This window comes from Defluviitalea raffinosedens (genome assembly GCF_016908775.1).
GTDB lineage: Bacteria > Bacillota > Clostridia > Lachnospirales > Defluviitaleaceae > Defluviitalea > Defluviitalea raffinosedens.
Window position 1 is genome coordinate 17,685 of record NZ_JAFBEP010000005.1, and the last position, 24,583, is coordinate 42,267.

The following is a 24,583-nucleotide window of genomic DNA, read 5'->3' on the forward strand; positions in this document are numbered from 1 at the left end:
CCTTTCATCCTATAATTTAATTTCAAATTTTATTATTATAACTTAGTCAATAAGTTTTAATTCCTTCATGGCACTTATAATATTTTCAATTTCAATAGGCTTAGTTATATACACTTCATATTCTTTCTTAGAATCATCAACCTTAACTTCTGTTTCGCTGAGTGCACTGATCATAATCACTTTGCACCTCTTGGAATCTTGAATTTTCTTTCTTCTTTCTATTTCTCTGATTGTATTTAATGCCTTTAGTCCATCAATCTTTGGCATCATAATATCAAGGCATAATAAATCATAAGGGTTTCCTGAATCATGTGCGATGGCAAAAGCCTCAACAGTTTCTATTCCATCCACTGTCATATCACATTCTCCATATTTAGAAAGAAACTTAAACAGATATTTTCTGCTGACAAAATCGTCTTCTGCAATTAATATTCTCATTATCATCCCCCATTTTTAATCTGGTTTTTACTAAATCAGCTGGTTTCCAGCACTTTTCTTATCGTTGTAAGAACACTGTCTTTTAGCTGACAAGTATAACCTGTAATTTTCCAACGGAACGTGGTAGCCAGCATAATTCCTTTAATAATATCCGTCAATTCCTGGGCTGTATAATAATGGCCAATTTCTCCTCTTTCCTGACCAATTTCTATAACTTGAGTAATAAACCGCAAACGATTAGTAAAAATCTCTGTGATCATTTGGCGGGTGTGATCATAATGCGTTAATACTTCGTAATTTAAAATAATGGATGCAAGAGCAGGATAGGTCTCGTATAATTCAACAAATGACTTGATATATTCAATAATCTTGTCTTTACAAGAAATATCTTTTTTTATAACCGTATTGGCAATCATTGAATCAAATTGAGAAAAATATTCAAGAACTGCAACCAGAACATCATCCAGCTTGTCAAAGTGCTTATATAAAAGCGATTCAGATATTCCTTGTTTTTCTGCGATTTTTTTGGTAGATAAACCCTGTATCCCGTTTTCACTGATAATATCAATTGCAGCTAAAATAATACTGTCTCTTCTTGTTGGAAATCCTTTTAACATTCGATCCCTCCTGAGAGTGAATTTTCACTCACCTTTAATTCCATTATATACCTAGTATTTCACTTGTCAATGAGTATTCTAAAAATCATGTAGAAATTCAAAGGAAATAAGGAGAAAATTGCAAAAAGCAGCCAAGGCAAGAAACCTTGGCTGCTTTTTATCTTCAAATTATATTTAAGCTTTTCTTATAAATGGTGTAAATATCTTCTTTGGAAACTTTACCCGGATGATTTTTTAATTTTGCTTCATTACTGATCATACCTTCTGCATATTCAAAAATTTCATTTTCCGTAACTGTTTCCTTTTCTCCTAACAACACGTCTAAGTATTCTCCCAAATCTTCCAGACTGTTAAGTCTTAAGCAGGTGAGGATTTTTTGTACCTTTTGCTTGTCCGGATGAATATCTAAGTACGCTTTCATAAGAAGGCCGTTCGCTCTTCCATGGGCTACATTATGAAAGTATGTAAGGGCATAACCCATGCCATGGGGAAGAGAAGTTCCACTCTGAGCAATAACTATGCCAGCAATTGTAGAAACCAGCAATAATTTTTCTCTGAGTTCATAAGTAAAATCCTTATTTCTTAAAGCTTCCATACATTCTGAGAAAATGAGCAGACCTTTTTCCGCCCAAATATCACTAAGGAGATTTGCCTTCACTGTCAGATAACCTTCAACAAGATGAGACAAAGCATCCACTGCCGTATTGATTGTAATGGTTTCTGGCATATCCATCATATACTTTGCATCTAAAAATGCAACATCAAAGAATACTTTATGGGCGAAATTGCGTTTTGTCTTTGCCTTATGGTCAGTTAATATGGCATAAGGTGTTGTTTCAGAGCCTGTTCCTGCAGTAGTAGGCACTGCAAGAAGTGGAATAATACTCATAGGATTTGAAGCAAAAAGGTCTTCTATAGTACCGTCTTCATTGGCAACAAGAAGATCTATGGCTTTTGCAGCATCAAGAGGAGAACCTCCCCCTACAGCAATGATAAAATCTGCCTTTTCTTTTCTTCCAAACTCTGCGCCCTTTTGAACAGTTTCCATAGAAGGATTTTCTTCTATTTCATCAAAAATACAGTACTTTATTCCATTTTGATCAAGGGCAACAATAACATCCTGTAAAGAGCCATTTTTCTTGGCAGAACTCCTGCCTGTTACAATCAACGCTTTCTGACCATAATTCTTAAACAGATGTGCATGAGTGGATATAACGTCTTTTCCAAATAAAATCTGCGTAGGCATTACATATTCAAAAGATTCCATAGGAGCATCCCCTTTTCATCGTAATGATTACTACTTACTTTCTCCATATATATTATATTACTATATATAAGAAAAGTCTAATGGAATGCTCCTATGGTATAAATGTTTAATATTTAGTTTTTTCCACATCCATCGGAATGGGAGCACCCTGAACAACCTGAACAGCCTCCATCTCCCGTTTTATATCGTTTAAACATTCTGTAACCAACCCAAGCAAAACAAGCGAATATAAGAGAGCCAATGATCCATGTTGCCAATGAAAACACCTCCTAGGCACCAATTTCTTTGGTGCGATAATGTCTATCTGCTTCTTTATACGGCCTAAATAATAAATAAACGAGTGCTGCGGTAAGTAAGAGAGCTATCATGGTTCCGATGCCAAATCCATGTCCTGTAAATGCCATACCTAATTGATAAATGATCAAAGAAATAACGTAAGCGAATCCTGTTTGATATCCTACTGCAATCAATGTCCATTTTGCATTGCCCATTTCTCTTCTGATCGCGCCAATAGCAGCAAAACATGGCGCACACAATAGATTGAAAACTAAGAATGAATAAGCAGAAATCGTGGTGAAAGAAGCCTGAAGATTGCCCCATATTTCTGCGCCATCTTCTGCAACTTCTGCAAACCCATACAAAATTCCAAAAGTACCAACGACATTTTCTTTTGCAATTAGTCCTGTAATCGTTGCAACCGCTGATTGCCAATCTCCCCAGCCAAGCGGTGTAAACAAAGGTGCAAGAATATTGCCAATTGAAGCCAGTATAGAATCTGGAGTATCTACCATTTCCATAGACCAGCTAAATGAGCTTAAAAACCATACAAGGCCAGAAGCAAGGAAAATAATTGTCCCCGCTTTTTGGATGAAGGATTTCGCTCTGTCCCACATATGAAGCAACACATTTTTAAGTCCCGGAACATGGTATGGCGGCAGTTCCATTACAAAGGGGGCAGGATCTCCTGCAAAACTTTTTGTTTTCTTTAGTATAATTCCCGAAGCAATGATTGCAGCCATTCCCACGAAATATGCAGACGGAGCAACCCAGGCGGAGTCTGGGAATAAAGCCCCTGCAATCAATGCAATGATTGGGAGTTTCGCTGAGCAAGGAATAAATGTGGTTGTTATAATGGTCATTTTACGATCTTGTTCATTTTCAATAGTACGGGATGCCATAATCCCAGGAACCCCACAGCCTGTTCCAATAAGAATTGGAATAAAGGACTTACCGGAAAGACCAAATTTGCGGAAAACCCTATCCATAATAAATGCAATACGAGCCATGTATCCGCAGTCTTCCAGAATCGCCAGAAAGAAGAACAGTACCAGCATCTGCGGTAAGAATCCAAGTACAGCTCCTACACCGCCAATAACGCCGTCAAGGATCAAAGATGTAAGCCAATCCGCTGTTCCGACAGATGTTAAGAAGCTTTCCACTGCAGGGGGTATAATTTCTCCAAACAATACGTCATTTACCCAGTCCGTAGCCCATCCTCCTACAGTTGTTATGGACAAATAATACACTAAAAACATTACTGTTGCAAAGATAGGCAAAGCCAAAAATCTGTTTGTTACAATCGTATCGATTTTATCTGAGGTGGTCATCTTTGAAGTGTTTTTCTTCTGTACACATTCTTTAACAATGCCACTGATATAATTGTAGCGTTCATTGGTAATAATACTTTCGCTGTCATCATCCAATTCATTCTCTATTTGCTCAATTAATTTTTCAATTTGATCTTGTCTTTCTTGCGGCAAATTGATTTGCTCCATTACTTTTTGATCCCGTTCAAAGAGCTTTATGGCAAACCAACGAAGATTATCCTGTCCCACAACATCTTTTATAAGATCTGCAATGGCAGAAAGAACTTTTTCCACTTCTTCAAAAAACATATGAGAGGGTCTAGCTTTTACTTTCTTTTGAGCTAATACTACTGCTTTCTCGGCTGCCTCTTTACAACCTTCTCCCTTAAGTGCAGAAGTTTCAATGATTTCACAGCCTATATACTTGCTCAGTTTATGTACGTCGATCGTGTCTCCGTTCTTCCTCAGCACATCGGTCATATTAAGGGCCATAACCATCGGTATGCCAATTTCCATAAGTTGTGTTGTAAGATAAAGATTCCTTTCAATATTCGTGCTGTCAACAATATTAATAATTACATCTGGCTTCTCTTCAATAAGATAATTCCTTGTGACAACCTCTTCCAGGGTATAAGGTGAAAGAGAATAAATACCGGGTAAGTCAATGATTTCTGTATCTTTATGTCCTTTTAACTTACCCGCCTTCTTTTCCACTGTTACACCAGGCCAGTTCCCCACATACTGTGAACTTCCCGTTAAATGGTTAAACATAGTTGTCTTACCACTGTTGGGATTACCAGCAAGCGCAATTTTAATTCCCATGATTAATTCCTCCTATAAAAGTGTAATACTACTGAACTTCTATCATTTCAGCATCCGCTTTCCGTATGCTTAATTCATAATTGCGCACATTCACTTCAATAGGATCACCCAAGGGAGCAACTTTTCTGACAAAAATGTCAGTCCCTTTTGTAATGCCCATATCCATAATTCTTCTCTTAACCGGTCCTGATCCATGGAGTTTTACAACGGTAACTGTTTCTCCGCATTTTACAGCTTTTAATGTTCTCATGGTATTCCTCCTAAACGTAGATTCTGTTGACGAGTCTTTTATCCAGTGCTACCCGTGTTTCTTTAATATTGATAATCATATTCCCGCCATTTTCTGAAACAACTGTCACCTTTTCCCCTTCAACAAACCCAAGAGTAGCTAAAAACTTACGAATCTGATCTTTGCCTGTAATTTTCTTTATATAATTGACCTCTCCAGGTTTAGCCATCGTCAGCAGCATGATCATCCCTCCCACAGATCATTAAATTTTTCACATTTTGAAATTGATTATCATTACTATCAGTAATCTTATCATAATTTTTCCAGTGCGTCAATAATGAAATTCATTATCAAAAGCAAAAGCGTTTCGCTTGTGAAGCTCTCGCACTGCGCTCGGTCGGCAAAGCCGGCAAAATACATTACACGCGAGTGCGCATCTCACCCGGAGAGCTTTTTATTACATAGGAAATTCGAAAAATTTCCTATGTAATAAAAAAATCAATAGGAACGGTCCTGTTTAAAAGAACCGTTCCTATTGATTAACTGAAATATTCCACTCCTGACTGGAAGATTTTTTGATCTTTTGCTCCAGGAATATTTTTTGCCACATTGGTGCCTATTCTTTCGGAGTGTCCCATTTTACCAAGGATTCTTCCATCGGGACTGGTGATCCCTTCTATGGCATTCATTGAACCATTGGGATTAAATGCGATATCGTAAGTTGGATTGCCATCTAAATCTACATACTGAGTTGCCACTTGTCCATTGTCAAAAAGTTGACGCATCATTTCCTCCGATGCAACAAATCTTCCTTCCCCATGGGATACGGCGATTTGATGAAGGTCTCCTGCTTCTACATTGGCAAACCAAGGGGATTTGGTGGATGTGATTTTAGTCGTAACCATATTGGATACATGGCGTCCAAGAGTATTAAAAGTAAGGGTCGGACAATCGCAATCTATATCTCGTATTTCTCCGTAGGGAAGTAATCCTAATTTCATAAGGGCTTGAAAACCGTTACAAATGCCAAGCATCAAACCGTCCCTATTGCTTAGCAGATTCATTACGGCTTCTTTTATTCGTGGATTTCTAAATACTGTAGCTATGAATTTTCCGCTTCCTTCCGGTTCGTCACCGGCACTAAATCCTCCAGGAATCATTATAATTTGAGCATTATTGATTGCTTTTACCATTTGATCGATGGATTCTTCAATATGAGAAGGCACTAAATTCTTAAATACTGATATATTAACGATGCCTCCTGCTTCTTCAAAAGCTCTTTGAGTATCATCCTCGCAATTGGTTCCAGGGAATACTGGGATAAAAATTCGTGGTTTTGCTATTTTAATCCTAGATTTATGAGGATTTCTTTCCGTATAAATTTTATGGATTGGTTTTTCTTTTATTTCTTTTACTTTCGTAGGGAATACCTTTTCTAAGGGTGCTTCCCAAGCTTTTAGAAGTTCTTCAAGAGGAATTTCAATATTGTTTACACAAATAGATGGACTGTTTTGAGTTTCTCCTAACAAGATGTAACGAATATCTTTAAATAAAGCAATATCTTTTTCCTCGATTTCGAGCACCAATGAACCATAATTAGGCGCAAACAGGTCTTTCGGATGGATTTCCTTTGTAAATCTCATTCCTATTTTGTTTCCGAAGCTCATTTTGCTGATGGCTTCTGCGATTCCTCCCAATTTTACCGTATGGGCAGATAAGATTTTTCCTTCTTGAATAAGCTTTGTTATTGTAGAATAATTTCTGTCTAATTCTTCAAAGTCAGGGAGTTCAAATTCATCTCTTTTAAGAGGAACATAAATAACTACACTTCCTGACCTTTTAAATTCAGGAGAAATAACCTTGTCTACATTGACCATATCTACCGCAAAAGCTGTAAGAGTAGGAGGAACGTCTAAGTCCTTAAAGGTCCCTGACATGCTGTCTTTTCCTCCAATAGCCGCTGTACCTAGTTTCTTTTGCACATAATATGCTCCCAATAGAGAAGCTAAAGGTTTACCCCATCTTTTTGGATCTTTCCCTAATCGTTCAAAGTATTCTTGGAGGGTTAAGCGAATGTTCTTATAATCTCCCCCTACTGCTACAACCTTTGCCACAGCTTCTACGATGGCATATACTGCTCCATGAAAAGGACTCCATTTGGATAATCTAGGGTTATAGCCATGGCTCATAATGGTTCCGCTTTTTGTTTCACCATTGAATACAGGAATTTTTCCAACCATACATTCCGCAGGAGTTAACTGATATTTGCCCCCAAAAGGCATAAGAACCGTTCCTGTACCAATGGTACTGTCAAAGCGTTCCACTAACCCTTTTTGACTGCATACATTTAAGTCTTTCAGATTGGTGATCCAAGCATCTTTAAGATCTTCAAGTTTATCTTTAATATCTTCTTTAATTACACTAAAGTAATTTTTATTTTCTTCTGGAGCTGTGATAAACCCATCGGCTCTTTGAGTAGCACCATTGGTATTTAAAAATTCTCTGCTGATATCTACAATTACTTTGTCATTCCAGAACATTTTCAATCTATTGTCAGAGGTTACCTTAGCAACGACTACAGCTTCTAAGTTTTCCTCTTCTGCCAGCGCGATGAATTCTTCCACATGATGGGGCTCAATTACTACTGCCATTCTTTCTTGAGATTCAGATATAGCCAGTTCTGTTCCATCCAGTCCTTCGTATTTTTTCGGTACCGCGTTCAAATCAATTTCAAGTCCGTCTGCCAGCTCTCCAATGGCAACCGATACGCCACCGGCACCAAAATCGTTGCAGCGTTTAATCATTGTACTTACTTTAGGATTTCTGAATAATCTTTGGATTTTACGTTCAGTCGGTGCATTTCCTTTCTGAACTTCTGCTCCGCAAGTGGTTAAGGATTCTTCCGTATGTTCCTTAGAAGAACCTGTTGCGCCACCGCAACCATCCCTTCCTGTTCTTCCTCCAAGAAGAATAATTACATCCCCTTCTTCTGGCACGCCACGAACGACATTTTTCTTAGGCGCTGCAGCGATCACCGCTCCGATTTCCATTCTTTTTGCCACATAACCTTCATCATATATTTCCGCTACATGACCGGTGGCAAGGCCGATTTGGTTTCCATAGGAACTATATCCGTGGGCAGCTCCTGTGGTAATTTTTCTTTGAGGCAGCTTCCCAGGTAATGTATCCTGTACGGAGGTTCTTGGATCTCCACTGCCTGTTACACGCATTGCCTGATACACATACGCTCTTCCAGACAATGGATCTCGGATTGCACCTCCAAGACAAGTGGCAGCCCCTCCAAAGGGTTCTATCTCTGTGGGATGATTATGAGTTTCATTTTTAAACATCACGAGCCATTCTTCATCTTCACCATTCACATCAACTGTAACTTGAATGCTGCAGGCATTAATTTCATCAGATACTTCAAGGTCATCAAGTTTCCCTTGTTTCCTTAATTCCTTCATTCCCATCAGGGCTATATCCATAAGGCAAATATCTTTTTTGCTTTCTCCGTATACGATATCCCTGCCTTCCAAGTATTCCTGGTAAGCCTTTTGAATAGGGATTGAAAAGTGTCCTTCTTCGATTTCAATATTATCTAGCTTAGTGAGAAATGTCGTATGTCTGCAGTGATCAGACCAATAAGTATCCAGCACCCTGATTTCTGTAATACTGGGATCTCTTTTTTCTTCATCTCTGAAATAAGTCTGACAGAATACAATATCCTCTGTACTCATGGCAAGTCCCAATTCATTCCTTAAGTTCTCTAACTGTTCATAAGACAGATGAATAAAACCATTTAGGATCTCAACTTCCTCAGGAATGGAAAGCTCCATGTCTAAAGTCTCTGGCTTTTCTAAAGAAGCTTCTCTGGAATCTATGGTATTGATACAGTAATTTTTTATAACATCAAACTGTTCGTCTGTGATATTTCCCTTAAGGCAAATGACTTTAGCAGTACGAATAACTGGCTTTTCTTTACGAGTTAAAATCTGAATACACTGAGCAGCAGAATCAGCTCTTTGATCGTATTGTCCCGGAAGATATTCCACTGCAAATACTCTTTCATTAACCTCCAGGGGTAATTCCTCATCATAGACCAAATCTACGGGAGGTTCAGAAAAAATAATAGTTCTCGCTTGGTTGTAGGCTTCTTCGTCTATGCCTTCTATATCGTAGCGATTAACAATTCGCACATCCTCCAGCGCCTCAATCAGTAAATTCTCCTTTAAATCGGTATATAAATTTTTAGCTTCTACATCAAAACCGGATTTCTTTTGCACAAATATTCTTCTTACATCAGACATTCTCAATCCCCCATTTTTATATCCATCATGATCTCTTAATATGCTTTATAGCATTTACAGCTTTATTGTATCATGGTAAAATTAATAAATAAAATTAATTATTTTAATAGGTTTTATAAGGAGGACTAATAAGTGGATGTTAATTTCGAACTGTATAAAGTATTTTATCATGTAGCTTCCTCCCTAAGTTTCTCTGAAGCAGCAGCTAAACTTTTCATTTCTCAGTCTGCCGTAAGCCAATCCATAAAAACTCTGGAAGAAAAACTCAATATTCAATTATTCTTCAGAAATACGAAACGGGTTCAACTTACAAAAGATGGGGAAATTCTGTTTAAACACATTGAACAAGCATATAATCTGATTAAAAGCGCAGAACGGACCATCGATGAAATCCATTCCTTGGAACAGGGTGAAATACGCATAGGCGCCAGTGATACCATCTGCAAATATTATCTTATGCCTTACTTTAAAGAGTTTCACAAACTTTACCCTAAAATTAAAATTCTTGTTACCAATGGAACTTCCCCCAAATGTGTGGAGTATTTAAAGCAAGGCAATGTGGATTTTATCGTATCCAATCTTCCCAATCATTACGTTACATCTTCCATGGAAGTCACACCTATCAAGCCTATTCAGGATGTTTTCATCGCCGGAATGCAGTTTAAGGAACTTAAAAATCGTACAGTATCTCTAAAGGAATTGGGAAAATATCCTTTCCTCATGTTGGAACATAAAACTACTACAAGAGAATTTTTCGACTCTATGCTGGTAAAAAATAAAATCCATATTGTCCCCGAAATCGAACTCGGCAGCATTGACCTCCTAGTTGAAATGTCAAAAATCGGCCTTGGAATTACTTTTGTATGGAAAAATTGTATTGAAGAACAGCTGAAGAAAAAGGAAGTGTTTATTGTCAATGTAAAAGAAGAAATTCCTGAGAGAAGTTTAGGGATCATAACCCACAAACACATTCCTCTTTCTATAGGGGCAAGACGATTTATCAGTCTTCTTCATTAAATTAACATGAAAGTGGCTAGACTACACTCATGAAATAAAAAAATTTGCTCTCTTGCAGGCAAGATCAATTAACTTAAAAGGACCCGTTGACAGGGTATACTTTTTTCTATATACTTTGACTATCAAAATATTTGATTTTCAAAAAAGGAGAAGTGGTAGGATGAAACTTCCTTCATTAAGAATAGGAAATCTCATAGCAGAAATCCCCATTGTTCAAGGAGGAATGGGGGTAGGCATATCCAGATCAAATTTAGCTTCTGCTGTTGCAAACGAAGGCGGCATAGGTGTTATTTCCGGCGTTCAGATTGGATTTAATGAGCCTGATTTTGAAACGGACAATAAAGGCGCGAATATAAGAGCTCTTCAGAAAGAAATAAAAAAAGCCAGGGAATTAAGCCCTAAAGGCATCATCGGGGTAAATATCCTGACAGCAATGAACAACTATAAGGAGCTGGTCCTAGCTGCAGTGAAAGAAAAGATCGATTTGATTATATGCGGCGCGGGACTTCCTGTGGATTTACCTGAACTGGTGAAAAATTCCGCTTCCAAAATCATTCCCATTGTTTCTTCAGGTAAGGCTGCATCTGTCATCACCAGAATGTGGGATAAAAAATATCAATATCTTCCCGATGCATTAATCGTAGAAGGCCCCCATGCCGGAGGACATTTAGGTTTTTCTCTGGAACAGCTTAAATCAAATCCTCTGCCTAGCTTGTCAGATATTGTAAAAGATGTGCTGACAGCCATCAAACCATTTGAAGAAAAATACAATAAAAAAATACCCGTGATCGCTGCAGGAGGTATTTTTGACGGAAATGATATTGCAAACTTTATAAAATTAGGAGCATCGGGGGTTCAGATGGGCACACGGTTTGTTGCAACCCGGGAATGTGACGCCCATGAAAACTATAAAGAAGCTTATCTTAAAGCTTCCAAAGGAGACATTCAGATTGTAAAAAGTCCTGTAGGGATGCCCGGAAGAGCCATCAGAAATGAATTCATTAAAGCACTGGAAGAAACCAATCAAAAAGTTGCGAAATGTTATAACTGCCTGAAACCCTGCAATCCTGCTACAACTCCTTATTGTATCTCAAAAGCGCTTATACAGGCAGTAAAAGGCGATGTAAAAAATGGGCTGATTTTTACGGGAAGCAATGCCTATAAATTAAATAAAATCATATCCGTTAAGCAATTAATCAATGAACTGGTAAGCCATGCAGAAGTTGCCTTAACGTAAAGAATTTTCTATATAATAATATAAATAAAGTAGGGAATATTCCCTACTTTATTTAGCTTTTTTGATACTCAACCAGCAAATCATCCAGCTCCTGACTTAACTTTAATACCTCCGTAGTAGAAATTTTACTTTCTTCTAAATCAATCAAATGGTTTAAACGTTTCCTTACCTGTTCAATTTTTTCTTTAAGTTCATCAGCATTCTGTCCATACGGCATTCAAATTCCCACCTTGAAGTATCTTGGCTTATTTGGTCTGCTTGTTTTTAGTATCTGTAATCTTTTAAAAAATAAACGCTACCATATATGTAGATTTTGTAAGCAAAGATTAATCTCATTTCACTCCAATATCTTTTCTGTAATGCATTTTTTCAAAATAAATTTTTTCTACTCCCTGATAAGCTGTTTTAATTGCTTCATCCAGGGTCTTTGCAATTCCGGTGACACCTAGAACTCTGCCTCCGTTCGTGACAATCTGATCACCTTTTTTAGCAGTTCCGGCATGGAATATAATCATATTTTCTGCATCTTTGAAGTTTTCCAGCCCTGCAATCGGATAGCCTTTTTCATAAGAAAGCGGATAGCCTCCTGAAGCTAATACAACACATACAGCTGCATGATCTTCCCATTCTACTTTAACTTCATGTAAACGTTGATCTACGCAAGCTTCCAGGATCTCAAGCAGATCTCCTTTTAATCTTGGAAGCACAACCTGAGCTTCAGGATCTCCAAATCTTGCATTGTATTCCAATACTTTAACTCCATCTTTAGTAATCATAAGCCCAAAGAAAAGAATTCCTGTAAAAGGCCTTCCTTCTTCTCTCATAGCTTCCAAAGTGGGCTTAAAGATCTTTTCCATACAATAGTCATTGATTTCCTCTGTATAAATACGGCTGGGTGAGAAAGTTCCCATACCTCCGGTATTAAGCCCCTGGTCATTGTCCAAAGCTCTTTTATGATCCTGTGCACTAACCATCGGAATAATGGTCTTACCATCGCAAAAAGACAAAATGGATACTTCTTGCCCTTCCATAAATTCTTCTATCACGACCTTATTCCCTGCATCTCCAAACTTCTTTTCTTCCATGATGGCATGTACAGCATCCTTTGCTTCTTCAAAACTGTTGCAGATTAAAACCCCTTTCCCCAGGGCCAATCCGTCAGCCTTTACAACAATGGGGAAAGACTGAGTCTTTAAATACTCTATGGCAGTTGTAGGATCTTCAAAAACTTCATAAGCAGCTGTAGGAATATTGTATTTTTTCATAAGAGCTTTTGAAAAAGCCTTACTGCCTTCAATAAGCGCTGCCTTCTTCGTTGGGCCGAATACTTTTAATCCTCTTTCCTGGAACTTATCCACAATTCCAAGCATTAAGGGATCATCCATCCCCACAATTGTGAAATCAATTTGTTCCTTTTGTGCAAAATCTGCTAAAGCATCTATATCTGTGGCTTCGATGTCCACACATTCTGCTAAAGACGCTATGCCGCCATTTCCTGGTGCGCAAAATATTTTAGACACTTTTTTACTTTGGGCAATTTTCCATACAATCGCATGTTCTCTTCCACCACTGCCAACAACCAATACTTTCATAAACTTACCTCCATTATAGATGGCTAATCTAAGTTCTAGATTCACTCACTTATGATGACCTTATGATCCTGTACTTTTAACTTGCCTTCTGCATATAATCTGATGGCCTCAGGATAAATCATCCACTCTGCTTCTTCCATAACCCGTTTTTGAAGAGTTTCTTTCGTATCATTCTGTCTGACTTCAACGGCTTTCTGTAAAATAATCGGCCCTGTATCGGTGCCTTCATCGACAAAATGTACTGTCGCACCGGTAACTTTAACCCCTCTGTCCAGCACGGCCTGATGTACCTTAAGGCCATAATATCCATCTCCGCAAAATGAGGGGATTAAGGAAGGGTGAATATTCATAATACGATTCCTGAAATGCTTCACAAAGCTTTCTCCAACCACCACTAAATAACCTGCCATAACAATCAGGTCTACTTGTCTTTCTTCAAAATGCTTAATCAGTGCAAGATTAAAAGCTTCTCTGTTACTAAAATCTTTTGGCGCTATGCAAACACCTTCAATCCCATGGTTTTTTGCCCTCTCCAGGGCATAAGCCTGGGGCTTGTTACTGACAACTGTTACAATCCTGGCATTTTTTATTTTTCCGTTCTCAATAGCATCAATAATGGCCTGAAGATTGGTTCCGCCTCCTGAAACTAATGCCCCTATTTTAAGCATAAATCCACCTCTGTTTCACTTTCAACTACACTGCCGATCACATAGGCTTTTTCTCCAGCTTCTGTCAGTACGGAAAGAGCTTTTTCCTTTTCGCTTTCATCGATGGCTAAAACCATTCCTATACCCATATTGAATGTATTATACATATGTTTTCTGTCAATATTCCCAAGCTCTTGCATCATATCAAATATAGGAGGTATATCCCAGGTTCCTTCTTCTATTCTTGCCCCCAGACCTTTAGGAAGCATTCTTGGGATATTTTCAATAAATCCGCCACCTGTAATATGGCTGATGCCTTTTACATTAATTTCTTCTTTAAGCTTATTAATGGCTTTTACATATATTTTAGTGGGCTTTAAGAGTTCTTCTCCTAAAGTGCATCCCAGCTTTTCAATATATTCCGTCATACTTTCCTTACTGGGGTGAAAGATTTTTCTGACCAGGGAATAGCCATTGCTGTGGATTCCGCTGGAAGCTATTCCAATAAGTATATCACCTTTCTTAATAGTACTTCCATCAATGATTTTTGATCTGTCTACAATCCCTACACAAAAACCTGCAATATCATATTCATCCTGAGGATAAAATCCCGGCATTTCTGCTGTCTCTCCTCCTATAAGAGCAGCCCCTGCCTGTCTGCAGCCATCTGCAATCCCTTTTACAATAAGAGCAATTTTCTTAGGGATGTTTTTTCCACAAGCGATATAATCCAAAAAGAAAAGGGGCTCTGCTCCTGAACAGATCACATCGTTCACGCACATGGCAACACAATCAATCCCAACCGTGTCATGTCGATCCATCAAAAATGCAATTTTAAGCTTCGTTCCAACGCCATCAGTTCCCGACACAAGCACGGGGTCTTTCATGGTTTGGTTTGCAATGGAAAACAAACCTCCAAAGCCTCCTATATCGGTTAACACCTCTGGACGAAATGTACTTTTTACATGGTCCCTCATTAAACGAACTGCTTCATATCCAGCTTCTACGTCCACTCCGGAAGCTTTATAATTAAGACTCATATTTTTCCTCCTTTGACACTTCAATAGGATAGTTTCCATCAAAGCAAGCTGTGCAAAAACCACATCTGGCCCCTATGGGGGTTTTCTTAAGTCCTTCAATACTTAAAAACTGTAAGGTATCTGCTCCAATAGTTTCTGCTATCTCCTCTACAGTATTATGGCAAGCAATTAAATGCTGCCTGTGAGGGGTATCAATCCCAAAATAACAGGGATACTTAACAGGAGGAGAACTGATTCTCATATGCACTTCTCTCGCTCCTGCATCCTTTAACATTTTCACAATGCGTTTACTGGTAGTTCCTCTTACTATGGAGTCATCAATCAGAATAATCCTCTTTCCTTCTACCTGGCTTCTAAAAGGATTGAGTTTTAGTCTCACACTCTGTTCTCTCATTCCCTGGCTGGGTTGAATAAAGGTTCTTCCTATATAACGATTCTTCATTAAGCCGTCTCCGTAAGGAATTCCGCTTTCTCTTGCATATCCCAGGGCTGCCACCAGTCCCGAATCCGGCACTCCCATAACCAAATCTGCTTCTACCGGATATTCTCTTGCCAAGATTTTGCCTGCTTCCAACCTTGCTTCATATACGGAGGCGCCATCGATCACACTATCCGGACGAGCAAAATAAATGTATTCAAAAATACACATCCTGGATTCTTCAGGCACTTCTGTTTGAATGGATCGAAGATTGTCTTCATTGACGATAACAATTTCTCCGGGATTCACATCTCTGATAAACTCAGCACCTACAGTGTCCAAAGCCGCCGTCTCTGAAGCAAAAATATAAGAATCTTCTTTTTTACCTATACAAAGAGGTCTCATACCCAGTGGATCCCTTGCGGCAATGAGCTTATGAGGTGTCATCACCAAAAGGGAATAAGCACCTTTAATTTGCTTCATAACTTCCACCAATGAATCTTCTATACTATGATGTTTAATACGTTCTCTTGAAAGAAGCGCTGCTATAACTTCAGAATCGGTGGTTGTTTGAAAGATACATCCTTTAGCTTCTAATTCTTCTTTGATTTGATCTGCATTGACCAAATTTCCATTATGGGCCACTGCCATATGTCCCTTCGTATATTTAATGACTAAAGGCTGGGCATTTTCTTTTAAACTTTCTCCTGCGGTTGAATATCTTACATGCCCTATAGCCACTTTTCCTTGAAGATGCCCGATCACAACATCATCAAATATTTCCGATACCATGCCCATTTCTTTATGATAAATGATTGTACCATTATCATTGACTGCTATGCCTGCACTTTCTTGTCCCCTGTGTTGCAGGGCATATAATCCGAAATAAGTCATTTCAGCAGGATTAAAATTGTTTTTGTTGTAAATTCCAAAAATGCCACATTCATCATGAAATTTATCTTCCCAAAACTCTTGATCCATCAAAAGCTCCTCCTCGATATCCTATTCTCCTATAAGACGTCTTAAGATTTCCTGATAAGCCCCTTCAACATTGCCCAAATCTCTTCTGAAACGATCTTTATCTAATTTTTCCTTTGTATTGCTGTCCCAGAAGCGGCAAGTATCAGGAGAAATCTCATCTGCAAGAATAATTTCCCCTTGGGGGGTTCTTCCAAATTCTAATTTAAAATCAATGAGTTCTATGTTCACTTCCTTTAAATAATCCGTTAAAATCTCGTTGATTTTAAAGGAAAGTTCGGCAATCTTTTTAAGCTCTTCTTCTGTAGCCAAATCAAGGGCTAAGATATGGTATTCATTCACCATAGGGTCCCCTAAATCATCATTCTTATAGCAGTATTCCAAAACAGTTCTTCTAAGCTTTGATCCTTCTTCTAATCCTAATCTTTTGGACAAACTTCCTGCAGCAATATTTCTGACGATAACTTCTAATGGTACAATCTCTACCTTTTTGACTATGGTTTCTCTGTCATTGATTTCTTCTACCAAATGGGTCGGAACACCTTTAGATTCCAAGAGCTTCATTAAGTGATTGGATACTCGGTTGTTAATACTTCCCTTTTCATTGATGGTTCCTTTTTTCAAACCGTTAAAAGCAGTTGCATCATCTTTATACGAAACAATGTATAAATTTTCATCTTCCGTTCTGTAAACCTTTTTTGCTTTTCCCTCATACAATAAATCCATCTTTTTCACTTTTGAATCCCCCTTAAGGATATGATTTCTTCTTCAAGAAAAAGTTTAGCTTGAAAGCTTTTATTACATGGGAAATCCTTAAGATTTCCTATGTAATAAAAAAGACAGATTTCATATGCATGAAATCTGTCTAATAAATAAACGTATTGCTATCCAAAAAAGGCATAACAATACCGTAAAACACGAACATTAACTTAGACATATTCACCCATAGTCAGGAAATTTACGGTTCCCTGGTAGAAACGCTTAAACCATATTATTAAGCATATATGAGTATTTTACATCTATATATGTACCACATAGAATAAATACTGTCAATAGAAAAACGAATCTTATTTTAAATTTGTTATTTAATGTTCGAGTTTTACATATTCATTTTATTGATATAGGCATTATATCCAATATTCTCTAATTCTGCCGCCTTTTCTTCTACCATATTTTTAAGACTCACCTTATAGTCCATAACCTTCTTTTCAATTTCAGGCATAAAGCTTCCAATGATTTGAGCCGCCAAAATTCCTGCGTTCTTGGCCCCGTTAATGGCCACCGTAGCCACCGGAATTCCGGGAGGCATTTGAACAATGGAATAAAGTGAATCCATTCCACTTAAAGTAGAAGTCTTTACTGGTACTCCTATAACCGGAACAGTGGTAATAGAAGCGACCATTCCGGGGAGGTGGGCAGCCCCTCCTGCCCCTGCAATAATCACCTTTAAACCTTTATCTCTTGCTTCTTTTGCGTATTGGAACAATCGGTCAGGCGTTCTATGGGCGGATACAATCGTTAACTCATAGGAAATCCCAAACTCATCCAGGATCCTCGCTGCTTCTTTCATCACAGGAAGGTCTGAATCACTTCCCATAATAATGCCTACTTGTGCCTTCATTACGATTAATTCTCCTTTCTTGGGCTAATTTTTATAGTGTTCGCTGCTATTTGGGCTCTTTCTGCCGCTTCTTCCAAAGTCTGGGCTGTAACTGTCAGATGTCCCATCTTCCTTTTGGGACTGGTATTTTCTTTCCCGTAAATGTGTATTTTTACCCCAGGAACTTTGAGCGCCTCTTCTGCTCCATAAACAAAGGCTTCTCCGTTTCCTTCCATGTCTCCCAAGATATTTCTCATGACCGTAGGACGAATAAGGGTCGTATCTCCCAAGGGAAGTCCGGTGATCGCACGGATGTGCTGTTCAAACTGAGAAGTCACACAGCCTTCAATGGAATAATGCCCTGAGTTATGAGGTCTTGGGGCAACTTCATTAATCAGTATTCTTTTGTCTTCTGTCACAAACATTTCAACGCAAAACATGCCCACGCCCTCAAATACTTTCATCACTCTGTTGGCAAGGCTCATTGCCTTCGTTGTAAGGGTTTTTGTAATTTGAGCAGGTACTTTTGTCTGAATGAGGATATTGTCTTCATGTTCGTTTTCACCAACGGGATAAACTGCTATATCGCCATCTATCCCTCTGCAGGCCAATACGGATATTTCCTTAGTAAAAGGTATGAATTCTTCTGCCATTAATTCTTGTTCATAGCCCCCAAGACTTTCAAAAGCACTTTTGATTTCCTGCGGACTATGTACAACCACATTTCCTTTTCCGTCATAGCCTCCCCTGCAGCTTTTTAATATAAAAGGATAGCCAAATTGTTCTCCTGCTTCCATCATATCCTCTTCATCCGCGATATACATAAATTCTGGAACAGGAATCCTCTTTTTCTTCAGGAGCATTTTCTGTTCATATTTATTCTGAATAATCTCAAGACTTCTAGGAGTAGGATATATTTTATGCCCCTCTTCCTCTAAAACTTTGAGTACTTCTGCATCAATGTGCTCAAATTCATACGTGATGATGTCTGCTCTGTCGGCTAATTTTCTTATAGCGATTGTATCGTTAAAATTCGCTACGATATGTTCGTCTGCAATACTGTGGGCAGGACAATTAAAGGTAGGATCCAGGATAATCACATAAAATCCCATTTTTTTGGCCTCTAAAATCATCATCTTACCTAATTGTCCTCCGCCAATGATCCCTATTTTTTGCTTTAATAGATTTACTGTCATGTCATGCCACCTCTACACTTCTTTTGATATTTTCATATTTAAATTTAGCTGATTTTTTGATATACTTCCATAATTTTTAGTATCTGTTCTCCATATTTTTTGATTCGTCTCTCTCCAAATCCTTTGATTTTCTTAAAATCTTCCAGTGTTTTCACCGGCATGGTTACTATTTCACGAATCCATTGATTATAACATACAACATAGGCAGGTAAATTTTCATATTCTGCCTGAGTATCTCTCCATTTAATGAGAATATCGAATAATTTTTTCTGCATAGAATTAAGAGGAATCTCTGAAGTTAAAGCAGAGTTTATGGAATCCTTAACAGGCTCTTGTACGATTTCATCATAATAGATCAGAACAGACCAGTAGTTTAATTCAGCTCCAACAAAAGCTGAGTGAACTTGATGCACTTTCACAGCTTCCAAAAACTGATTTAAATGCTCTTCATCTTCTGCCTGATATTCTCCATCTACTCTAAGCCTAAAAACTTTACATTTCATAAAGCTCCCTCCTCATTCTTGAAGTATCAACTTAATAAAGTCAATACTGTAGGACAGCCTCTTTGAATTTCTTATTATTCCTATGACCTTATTCTCGGTGTTTTCTCCGAGTTGTTCAAGTGCTTCCAAATCTTTAGCCCAAATCCCATATATATGCTCGCTGGAATCATCATCTGTTTTGGATTTTACAGCTCTTGTCTCGATTTTATCTAAAACATCGGACAGCTCAGGCAATTGGTCCAGAGGATGATAATATCCCTTTGCAGCTTGTGCTAAGAATAATTCTTCATCCAGACATACCACATCCAGGTCCCCCGCCGCCAATAACACTGCAAATTTCTGAGTATGGGCAGCGGAAATTTGATCTTCATTTTCTAAACGAATAGGGTAATAATCCACCCTTACCTTTTGCTCAGTGTCAGGGGCTGCTATTTTACTGGTAATCTCTTCTTCCCAAGCTGTGATCTGGTCATAATTCTGAGGGTTGCCTTGAATGGAAATTGTAAGCAAAGGCGTGTTTTTATCTTTTTGAGAAATAGTCACAATCAAATTCGTCATAAAAACTAGCATCATCACAGCCGCAAGCATATGCCATTTATAATAGTAAAAAATATGTTCCACCCTTTTTTTAAATGTCAAGTCCTTAAATGTCTGCATATTTCTACCTCCATAAATGTAAATCTTCACTGCTTATAGGCATTGTATCATAAAATAAATATATCACAAATATTGAAATATTTCTCCAAAAAGTTTGTATTTCTCCATTTTTTTTATATTGACTATAGAGATGTTTTTTTCTATAATGAATCCATCTTGTCAGTATGATACGGTGTTTTAAATTGAATTAACATAAGTCTATTGCTCTTAAGCGATAGACTTCTTCTTTGCCATTTTTCCAGTTGAAGGGAGTCTTTGGAATGAGTAAAATACCTAAATCATGTCATTATACGATGCCGCCAGAATGGAATCCCCACGCCTGTACTTTTTTAGAATGGCCGGCAAGGAAAGAAATCTGGCACGAACATCTCACAGAAACCTATAAAGCTTATGGAGATGTTGCCAGAGCGATAGCAAAATTCGAACCTGTCGTTATGATTGTAAATAAAGATACGATCTTTCAGGCATCCCATTACTGCGGTCCTGAAGTGCAATTACTGGAAATCCCCCATGATGATTCCTGGATGCGGGATAACGGTCCTACCTTTCTGATAAACCAAAAAGGAGAACTATCCGGTATCAACTGGAAATTTAATGCCTGGGGTGAAAAATACTATCCTTTTGAAAATGATAATCAGGTTGCTTTCCGTCTTTTAAAAAAATTAAACATTCCCTGCTTTGATGCACCTATTATTTTAGAAGGAGGCTCCATTCATGTAGATGGGGAAGGAACGCTCCTTACGACTGAAGAATGTCTTTTAAACCCCAACAGAAATCCCCATCTGTCAAAAGAAGATATAGAATCTGTTTTAATGAATTATCTCAACGTAGAAAAAATCATCTGGTTAAAAAAAGGATTATATGGTGATGAAACGGACGGTCATGTAGATAATATTGCTTGTTTTGCAAAGCCGGGAACCATACTCATTCAAACCTGCAAGGACCCATCAGATCCTAATTACGATATTTCAAAAGAGAATATAGAAATTCTGAAACATTCAACGGATGCAAAAGGACGCTCCTTCGAAATCATTGAAATTGAACAGCCTCCTGCAATGTATGAAGAAGGCCAACGACTGTCTCTTAGTTATATTAACTTTTACTTTACCAACGGCGGAATTGTGGTTCCTGTATTTGGAGGTATTTGTCAGGAAGCTGATGAAAATGCCCTAAATATCCTGCAGGGTATATTTCCTGACAGAAAAATCGTTCCTGTTAATGGACTTCCCATTGTCCGAGGTGGAGGCAATATTCACTGTATCACTCAGCAAATGCCCGCAGGGAATCCTTATATGATGATGAAAGAGGTGATTTGATGCGAAAAGTAACCGTTGCCGCAACGCAAATGCAATGCAGTAAAAATATAGATGAAAATATCAAAAATGCAGAAAAACTGGTAAGAAATGCAGCATCACAGGGCGCAAATATCATTCTTCTTCAGGAATTGTTTGAAACTCTGTACTTTTGCCAGGAAGAAAAACCTGAATACTTTGCTTTGGCCTCAGAACTCTCTGCCAACAAAGCAGTTGCCCATTTTTCATCCATTGCAAAAGAATTAAATGTAGTGCTTCCAATCAGCTTTTTTGAAAAGAAAAATAATGCACATTATAACTCAGTGGCAGTGATTGACGCTGACGGAAAAATACTTGGAACCTACAGAAAAACCCATATCCCTGATGGACCGGGCTATGAAGAAAAATTCTATTTTACTCCGGGAGATACAGGATTTAAAGTTTGGAATACGAAGTTTGGCACCATAGGTGTCGGAATCTGCTGGGATCAATGGTTCCCTGAAACTGCTCGCTGCATGGCCCTGATGGGGGCTGAAATTCTATTTTACCCTACAGCCATCGGTTCTGAGCCAAAGAATCCGCAATATGACTCCAAGAATCACTGGCAACTTACCATGCAAGGCCATTCTGCTGCCAATATGATGCCTGTGGTGGCATCCAACAGAATTGGAACGGAGACCTTCCAAGACTCCAGTATTACTTTCTATGGTTCTTCTTTTATTACCAATGGTTTTGGAGAAAAAATTGCTGAAGCAGACCGTTCTACTGAAACCATACTTACGGCTGAATTTGATTTGGATGAATTAAGAAATCAAAGAATTGCATGGGGTGTATTCAGAGACAGAAGACCAGAAATGTATAAAACCCTCTTAACCAGCGACGGTGCCTCTAATTAGCAGGCACCGTCTTTTTTAAATGGAAGATAAGCTAATATAAAACCGACCAAAGCTACTCCTTCCAGAGAAAGGATATACCAGGGCCAGGGACCTAAATAATCCATAATTGAAAATGCTACGGGTTTTTGGCGAAGAAAAAGATAGTTCCCTCCTGTAATGATGTTTATAAAAGCAACAAAAAACATATACATATTCGTTATAAGCATTACTCTTCCGACAGAACTTCTCTGAGGCCTGTATCCATTGACAAAGGTCATAAACAAAACAGCAATAACAACCAGTCCATGGGTAATAAAAAAGTGATAAAACATAAAATGAGAAGGGTTATATCCATTCAAATCAGGAGTAATGATTGCCGACAACACGCCGATTGACCAAAAATATAATACCTCATAGATTCGTTTGGATCCTGTAAATAATAGCACAATACACAGAAGTACTGCCGCTTCACATAGATTAAGGGGAAGGGATACAGCAAAAGACCACAATCCGTTTACATGATACCAAAGATACAGAAGACTTTGCTGGATCAATAAAGCCACTCCCATTGCATATCTCATCCATTGATTGATTCGGCCTTCCCTTAATCTTTCTCTGAACTGATATATCATAAAAGAAAGAAAGACTATAACAAAAATAGTAGTTAGATGTGCATATGAAAATGCATGAAAAGCATTTCCTTTATAGTGTATTCCAAAAAAGTCTTTCATGCTGCTTCCTTCTTTTTGCACTCGTTATTATTACTATATGCATAAAAAACCTCTTTATACGTTGATAAAGAGGTTTCTTTACTATGCATCTTTTAGCATGGGACTATAGAACTGATAATTATTTTTCCCTTTTTTCTTTGCAAGATACATGGCATCATCTGCTTTTTTAATCAATGTTTCGATATCATTACCATGATTAGGATAAATGCTGATGCCTATACTTGGGGTTACTGAAAGGGCGTGCCCCTGAAGCTCAAATGGTTCTTTGAATGCATCTACGATTCTTTGTGCCAGTCGGTTCACTTCATCATTTTTAATATTGTTTAAAAGTATAATAAATTCATCTCCTCCAATACGACACAGAAAATCCGTTTTTCTTAAAGCAGCCTTTAATCTTTTTGCCGTTTCTTTTAAGAGCAAATCTCCGATATCATGACCTAAAGAATCATTAATTGATTTAAATTGATCTAAATCAATAAATAAAATGGCCAGCTTCTTCTTTTCATTCTTTGCTTCGGATAGTGTTTTCATAAAGTAATCATTGAATTGAACTCTATTGGGAAGCTCTGTTAAGATATCATGGTAAGCCATGTATTTTATCTCTTCTTCCATACATCTTCTTTCCGTTACGTCAATCACAACACCATTAATTCGTACAACTTTTCTATTACTGTCCAAAACAGGTATCGCTCTGATATGAAGCCATTTTTCCTTTTTTAATTTAGTCGTAATACGAATATCGAATACCTTGGATTCTCCCTTATAAAGCTCTTTAAAATGATCTGCTACGGCTTCTAAATCTTGAGGATAGACTAATTCCTTCCATAAACTAAGATCATTTTCAAAGTCCGATGGGCTGTATTCCGTAAGCTGTGTGATCCCCTCTGAGAAAGATATTTTCTTTTTTCTTATATCAAAACTTAAAGTAATAATATCAACGCTGTCCAATATATTTTTTAACTGCTGATCTCTTTCCCTTTCCTTCATCCATAAATCTCTCGTAAATTTTGTATAAAACAGAAAATACACTGTCATAAAAGCACCAAAAAGCACGAGATAGATCATATCTGAATGCTGAAAATTACTTAGAAGTTCTTTGCCATGGAATGCAAAGGAATAAAGCGTAATACTTGCTGAATACCCCCCAGCCAGTACAATAACTCGGTACTGTTGGTATAACGAGCTAAGAATAAGCGTAAGCCAGACAAAAATAACATTTACCAAATGAGGGCGCAGTTCCATCAGCGATAAAAAGTATACAAACATAATAGTGACAAGAAGGTACATGGTTAAAATCACATGCCTCTTCCTGTATACGAAAACGGTTGCAAGAGTGCATAAAGCAAAACCAATAATATAATATGACATATATTGCCCCAGATGAATGGTCGCCATAATAATTGTACATAGATAAAATGCCCAGAGTAATTTGACAATCAACTTATTCCTGGCATGCGTAAGGGCCTCCCAATAATTCATAATGATGACCTGCCTCCAACCAACAATAAATTATACTGATTTAATTATAACT

At 37.9% G+C, this 24,583-nt stretch carries 24 protein-coding genes and 1 riboswitch; of the genes, 4 read left to right on the top strand and 20 right to left on the bottom strand.

The window, feature by feature from the left end; genetic code table 11:
- Positions 1 to 42 precede the first annotated feature (42 nt).
- The 8 genes from JOD07_RS05470 to JOD07_RS05505 form a co-directional block, all read right to left on the bottom strand.
- Positions 43 to 438, bottom strand: a complete 396-nt coding sequence (locus JOD07_RS05470; protein WP_158739595.1) for a response regulator — start codon at positions 436 to 438, stop codon at positions 43 to 45.
- A 35-nt stretch (positions 439 to 473) separates the two neighbouring features.
- Positions 474 to 1,055, bottom strand: coding sequence for a TetR/AcrR family transcriptional regulator (locus JOD07_RS05475; RefSeq protein ID WP_158739594.1), 582 nt, complete (start codon positions 1,053 to 1,055; stop codon positions 474 to 476).
- 163 nt (positions 1,056 to 1,218) lie between these two features.
- A complete protein-coding gene (locus tag JOD07_RS05480; protein ID WP_158739593.1) occupies positions 1,219 to 2,322 on the bottom strand; it encodes an iron-containing alcohol dehydrogenase family protein in 1,104 nt (367 codons plus the stop codon).
- Between the two features lie 113 nt (positions 2,323 to 2,435).
- Positions 2,436 to 2,579, bottom strand: a complete 144-nt coding sequence (locus JOD07_RS05485; protein WP_158739592.1) for a FeoB-associated Cys-rich membrane protein — start codon at positions 2,577 to 2,579, stop codon at positions 2,436 to 2,438.
- 12 nt (positions 2,580 to 2,591) lie between these two features.
- Positions 2,592 to 4,730, bottom strand: a complete 2,139-nt coding sequence (feoB, locus tag JOD07_RS05490; RefSeq protein ID WP_158739591.1) for a ferrous iron transport protein B — start codon at positions 4,728 to 4,730, stop codon at positions 2,592 to 2,594.
- Between the two features lie 28 nt (positions 4,731 to 4,758).
- Positions 4,759 to 4,980: a FeoA family protein gene (locus tag JOD07_RS05495; protein WP_158739590.1), complete on the bottom strand. Its 222-nt coding sequence runs from the start codon at positions 4,978 to 4,980 to the stop codon at positions 4,759 to 4,761.
- Positions 4,981 to 4,990: 10 nt separating this feature from the next.
- Positions 4,991 to 5,200: a FeoA family protein gene (locus tag JOD07_RS05500; RefSeq protein WP_158739589.1), complete on the bottom strand. Its 210-nt coding sequence runs from the start codon at positions 5,198 to 5,200 to the stop codon at positions 4,991 to 4,993.
- 298 nt (positions 5,201 to 5,498) lie between these two features.
- Positions 5,499 to 9,269 (bottom strand): phosphoribosylformylglycinamidine synthase, encoded by a 3,771-nt coding sequence (locus tag JOD07_RS05505; RefSeq protein ID WP_180322439.1) that lies wholly within the window; start codon positions 9,267 to 9,269, stop codon positions 5,499 to 5,501.
- A 132-nt stretch (positions 9,270 to 9,401) separates the two neighbouring features.
- Here JOD07_RS05505 and JOD07_RS05510 point away from each other — a divergent pair, with 132 nt between their 5' ends.
- Together JOD07_RS05510 and JOD07_RS05515 are read left to right on the top strand one after the other, a co-directional pair.
- Positions 9,402 to 10,286: a LysR family transcriptional regulator gene (locus tag JOD07_RS05510; RefSeq protein ID WP_158739587.1), complete on the top strand. Its 885-nt coding sequence runs from the start codon at positions 9,402 to 9,404 to the stop codon at positions 10,284 to 10,286.
- Between the two features lie 160 nt (positions 10,287 to 10,446).
- Positions 10,447 to 11,523, top strand: a complete 1,077-nt coding sequence (locus JOD07_RS05515; RefSeq protein ID WP_204612693.1) for an NAD(P)H-dependent flavin oxidoreductase — start codon at positions 10,447 to 10,449, stop codon at positions 11,521 to 11,523.
- Between the two features lie 52 nt (positions 11,524 to 11,575).
- Here the strand turns inward: JOD07_RS05515 and JOD07_RS05520 are convergent, their stop codons facing one another.
- From JOD07_RS05520 to JOD07_RS05565, 10 genes are all read right to left on the bottom strand, one after another.
- The gene (locus JOD07_RS05520) at positions 11,576 to 11,740 is read right to left on the bottom strand and encodes an aspartyl-phosphate phosphatase Spo0E family protein (RefSeq protein ID WP_158739585.1); all 165 of its coding nucleotides are present in this window, start codon (positions 11,738 to 11,740) and stop codon (positions 11,576 to 11,578) included.
- A gap of 115 nt (positions 11,741 to 11,855) precedes the next feature.
- Positions 11,856 to 13,115 (bottom strand): phosphoribosylamine--glycine ligase, encoded by a 1,260-nt coding sequence (gene purD, locus JOD07_RS05525; protein WP_204612695.1) that lies wholly within the window; start codon positions 13,113 to 13,115, stop codon positions 11,856 to 11,858.
- A gap of 41 nt (positions 13,116 to 13,156) precedes the next feature.
- Positions 13,157 to 13,783 (bottom strand): phosphoribosylglycinamide formyltransferase, encoded by a 627-nt coding sequence (gene purN / locus JOD07_RS05530; protein WP_158739583.1) that lies wholly within the window; start codon positions 13,781 to 13,783, stop codon positions 13,157 to 13,159.
- Positions 13,771 to 14,802, bottom strand: a complete 1,032-nt coding sequence (purM, locus tag JOD07_RS05535; RefSeq protein ID WP_158739582.1) for a phosphoribosylformylglycinamidine cyclo-ligase — start codon at positions 14,800 to 14,802, stop codon at positions 13,771 to 13,773. Before purM ends, purN begins: the two co-directional genes overlap by 13 nt.
- A complete protein-coding gene (gene purF / locus JOD07_RS05540; RefSeq protein WP_158739581.1) occupies positions 14,792 to 16,201 on the bottom strand; it encodes an amidophosphoribosyltransferase in 1,410 nt (469 codons plus the stop codon). Before purF ends, purM begins: the two co-directional genes overlap by 11 nt.
- Before the next feature lie 21 nt (positions 16,202 to 16,222).
- On the bottom strand, positions 16,223 to 16,933 hold the full coding sequence (gene purC, locus JOD07_RS05545) for a phosphoribosylaminoimidazolesuccinocarboxamide synthase (protein WP_158739580.1): 711 nt from the start codon (positions 16,931 to 16,933) through the stop codon (positions 16,223 to 16,225).
- A 191-nt stretch (positions 16,934 to 17,124) separates the two neighbouring features.
- Positions 17,125 to 17,226, bottom strand: a riboswitch (purine riboswitch).
- Between the two features lie 71 nt (positions 17,227 to 17,297).
- Entirely contained in the window at positions 17,298 to 17,819 is a 522-nt protein-coding gene (gene purE, locus JOD07_RS05550; RefSeq protein ID WP_158739579.1) for a 5-(carboxyamino)imidazole ribonucleotide mutase, read from the bottom strand.
- A gap of 5 nt (positions 17,820 to 17,824) precedes the next feature.
- The gene (purK, locus tag JOD07_RS05555; protein WP_204612697.1) at positions 17,825 to 18,994 is read right to left on the bottom strand and encodes a 5-(carboxyamino)imidazole ribonucleotide synthase; all 1,170 of its coding nucleotides are present in this window, start codon (positions 18,992 to 18,994) and stop codon (positions 17,825 to 17,827) included.
- A gap of 44 nt (positions 18,995 to 19,038) precedes the next feature.
- Entirely contained in the window at positions 19,039 to 19,497 is a 459-nt protein-coding gene (locus tag JOD07_RS05560; protein ID WP_158739577.1) for an HRDC domain-containing protein, read from the bottom strand.
- A gap of 12 nt (positions 19,498 to 19,509) precedes the next feature.
- The gene (locus tag JOD07_RS05565; protein ID WP_158739576.1) at positions 19,510 to 20,154 is read right to left on the bottom strand and encodes a hypothetical protein; all 645 of its coding nucleotides are present in this window, start codon (positions 20,152 to 20,154) and stop codon (positions 19,510 to 19,512) included.
- Between the two features lie 260 nt (positions 20,155 to 20,414).
- On the opposite strand from JOD07_RS05565, the gene aguA reads away from it, so the two are divergent.
- On the top strand, positions 20,415 to 21,470 hold the full coding sequence (gene aguA, locus JOD07_RS05570) for an agmatine deiminase (RefSeq protein WP_204612712.1): 1,056 nt from the start codon (positions 20,415 to 20,417) through the stop codon (positions 21,468 to 21,470).
- A complete protein-coding gene (aguB, locus tag JOD07_RS05575) occupies positions 21,470 to 22,342 on the top strand; it encodes an N-carbamoylputrescine amidase (protein WP_204612720.1) in 873 nt (290 codons plus the stop codon). The genes aguA and aguB overlap by 1 nt, the downstream gene beginning before the upstream one ends.
- Here the strand turns inward: aguB and JOD07_RS05580 are convergent.
- Together JOD07_RS05580 and JOD07_RS05585 are read right to left on the bottom strand one after the other, a co-directional pair.
- Positions 22,339 to 23,052 carry a YwaF family protein gene (locus JOD07_RS05580; RefSeq protein ID WP_204612722.1) on the bottom strand — a complete coding sequence of 238 codons (714 nt, stop codon included), beginning with the start codon at positions 23,050 to 23,052 and terminating at the stop codon, positions 22,339 to 22,341. The genes aguB and JOD07_RS05580 overlap by 4 nt on opposite strands.
- Before the next feature lie 81 nt (positions 23,053 to 23,133).
- Positions 23,134 to 24,531, bottom strand: a complete 1,398-nt coding sequence (locus tag JOD07_RS05585; protein ID WP_204612724.1) for a sensor domain-containing diguanylate cyclase — start codon at positions 24,529 to 24,531, stop codon at positions 23,134 to 23,136.
- Positions 24,532 to 24,583: the final 52 nt, after the last annotated feature.

Bases quoted from the DNA above. Each gene is read 5' to 3' on its own strand.
- JOD07_RS05580 (WP_204612722.1), bottom strand. From the start codon at position 23,052: ATGAAAGACTTTTTTGGAATACACTATAAAGGAAATGCTTTTCATGCA.
- JOD07_RS05560 (WP_158739577.1), bottom strand. From the start codon at position 19,497: ATGAAATGTAAAGTTTTTAGGCTTAGAGTAGATGGAGAATATCAGGCA.
- JOD07_RS05470 (WP_158739595.1), bottom strand. From the start codon at position 438: ATGAGAATATTAATTGCAGAAGACGATTTTGTCAGCAGAAAATATCTG.
- JOD07_RS05515 (WP_204612693.1), top strand. From the start codon at position 10,447: ATGAAACTTCCTTCATTAAGAATAGGAAATCTCATAGCAGAAATCCCC.
- JOD07_RS05565 (WP_158739576.1), bottom strand. From the start codon at position 20,154: ATGCAGACATTTAAGGACTTGACATTTAAAAAAAGGGTGGAACATATT.
- JOD07_RS05500 (WP_158739589.1), bottom strand. From the start codon at position 5,200: ATGCTGCTGACGATGGCTAAACCTGGAGAGGTCAATTATATAAAGAAA.
- purE (WP_158739579.1), bottom strand. From the start codon at position 17,819: ATGAAGGCACAAGTAGGCATTATTATGGGAAGTGATTCAGACCTTCCT.
- JOD07_RS05475 (WP_158739594.1), bottom strand. From the start codon at position 1,055: ATGTTAAAAGGATTTCCAACAAGAAGAGACAGTATTATTTTAGCTGCA.
- JOD07_RS05480 (WP_158739593.1), bottom strand. From the start codon at position 2,322: ATGGAATCTTTTGAATATGTAATGCCTACGCAGATTTTATTTGGAAAA.
- JOD07_RS05495 (WP_158739590.1), bottom strand. From the start codon at position 4,980: ATGAGAACATTAAAAGCTGTAAAATGCGGAGAAACAGTTACCGTTGTA.
- purM (WP_158739582.1), bottom strand. From the start codon at position 14,802: ATGAGTCTTAATTATAAAGCTTCCGGAGTGGACGTAGAAGCTGGATAT.
- feoB (WP_158739591.1), bottom strand. From the start codon at position 4,730: ATGGGAATTAAAATTGCGCTTGCTGGTAATCCCAACAGTGGTAAGACA.
- purK (WP_204612697.1), bottom strand. From the start codon at position 18,994: ATGACAGTAAATCTATTAAAGCAAAAAATAGGGATCATTGGCGGAGGA.
- JOD07_RS05520 (WP_158739585.1), bottom strand. From the start codon at position 11,740: ATGCCGTATGGACAGAATGCTGATGAACTTAAAGAAAAAATTGAACAG.
- purD (WP_204612695.1), bottom strand. From the start codon at position 13,115: ATGAAAGTATTGGTTGTTGGCAGTGGTGGAAGAGAACATGCGATTGTA.
- JOD07_RS05585 (WP_204612724.1), bottom strand. From the start codon at position 24,531: ATGAATTATTGGGAGGCCCTTACGCATGCCAGGAATAAGTTGATTGTC.
- aguB (WP_204612720.1), top strand. From the start codon at position 21,470: ATGCGAAAAGTAACCGTTGCCGCAACGCAAATGCAATGCAGTAAAAAT.
- purF (WP_158739581.1), bottom strand. From the start codon at position 16,201: ATGGATCAAGAGTTTTGGGAAGATAAATTTCATGATGAATGTGGCATT.
- JOD07_RS05505 (WP_180322439.1), bottom strand. From the start codon at position 9,269: ATGTCTGATGTAAGAAGAATATTTGTGCAAAAGAAATCCGGTTTTGAT.
- purN (WP_158739583.1), bottom strand. From the start codon at position 13,783: ATGCTTAAAATAGGGGCATTAGTTTCAGGAGGCGGAACCAATCTTCAG.
- aguA (WP_204612712.1), top strand. From the start codon at position 20,415: ATGAGTAAAATACCTAAATCATGTCATTATACGATGCCGCCAGAATGG.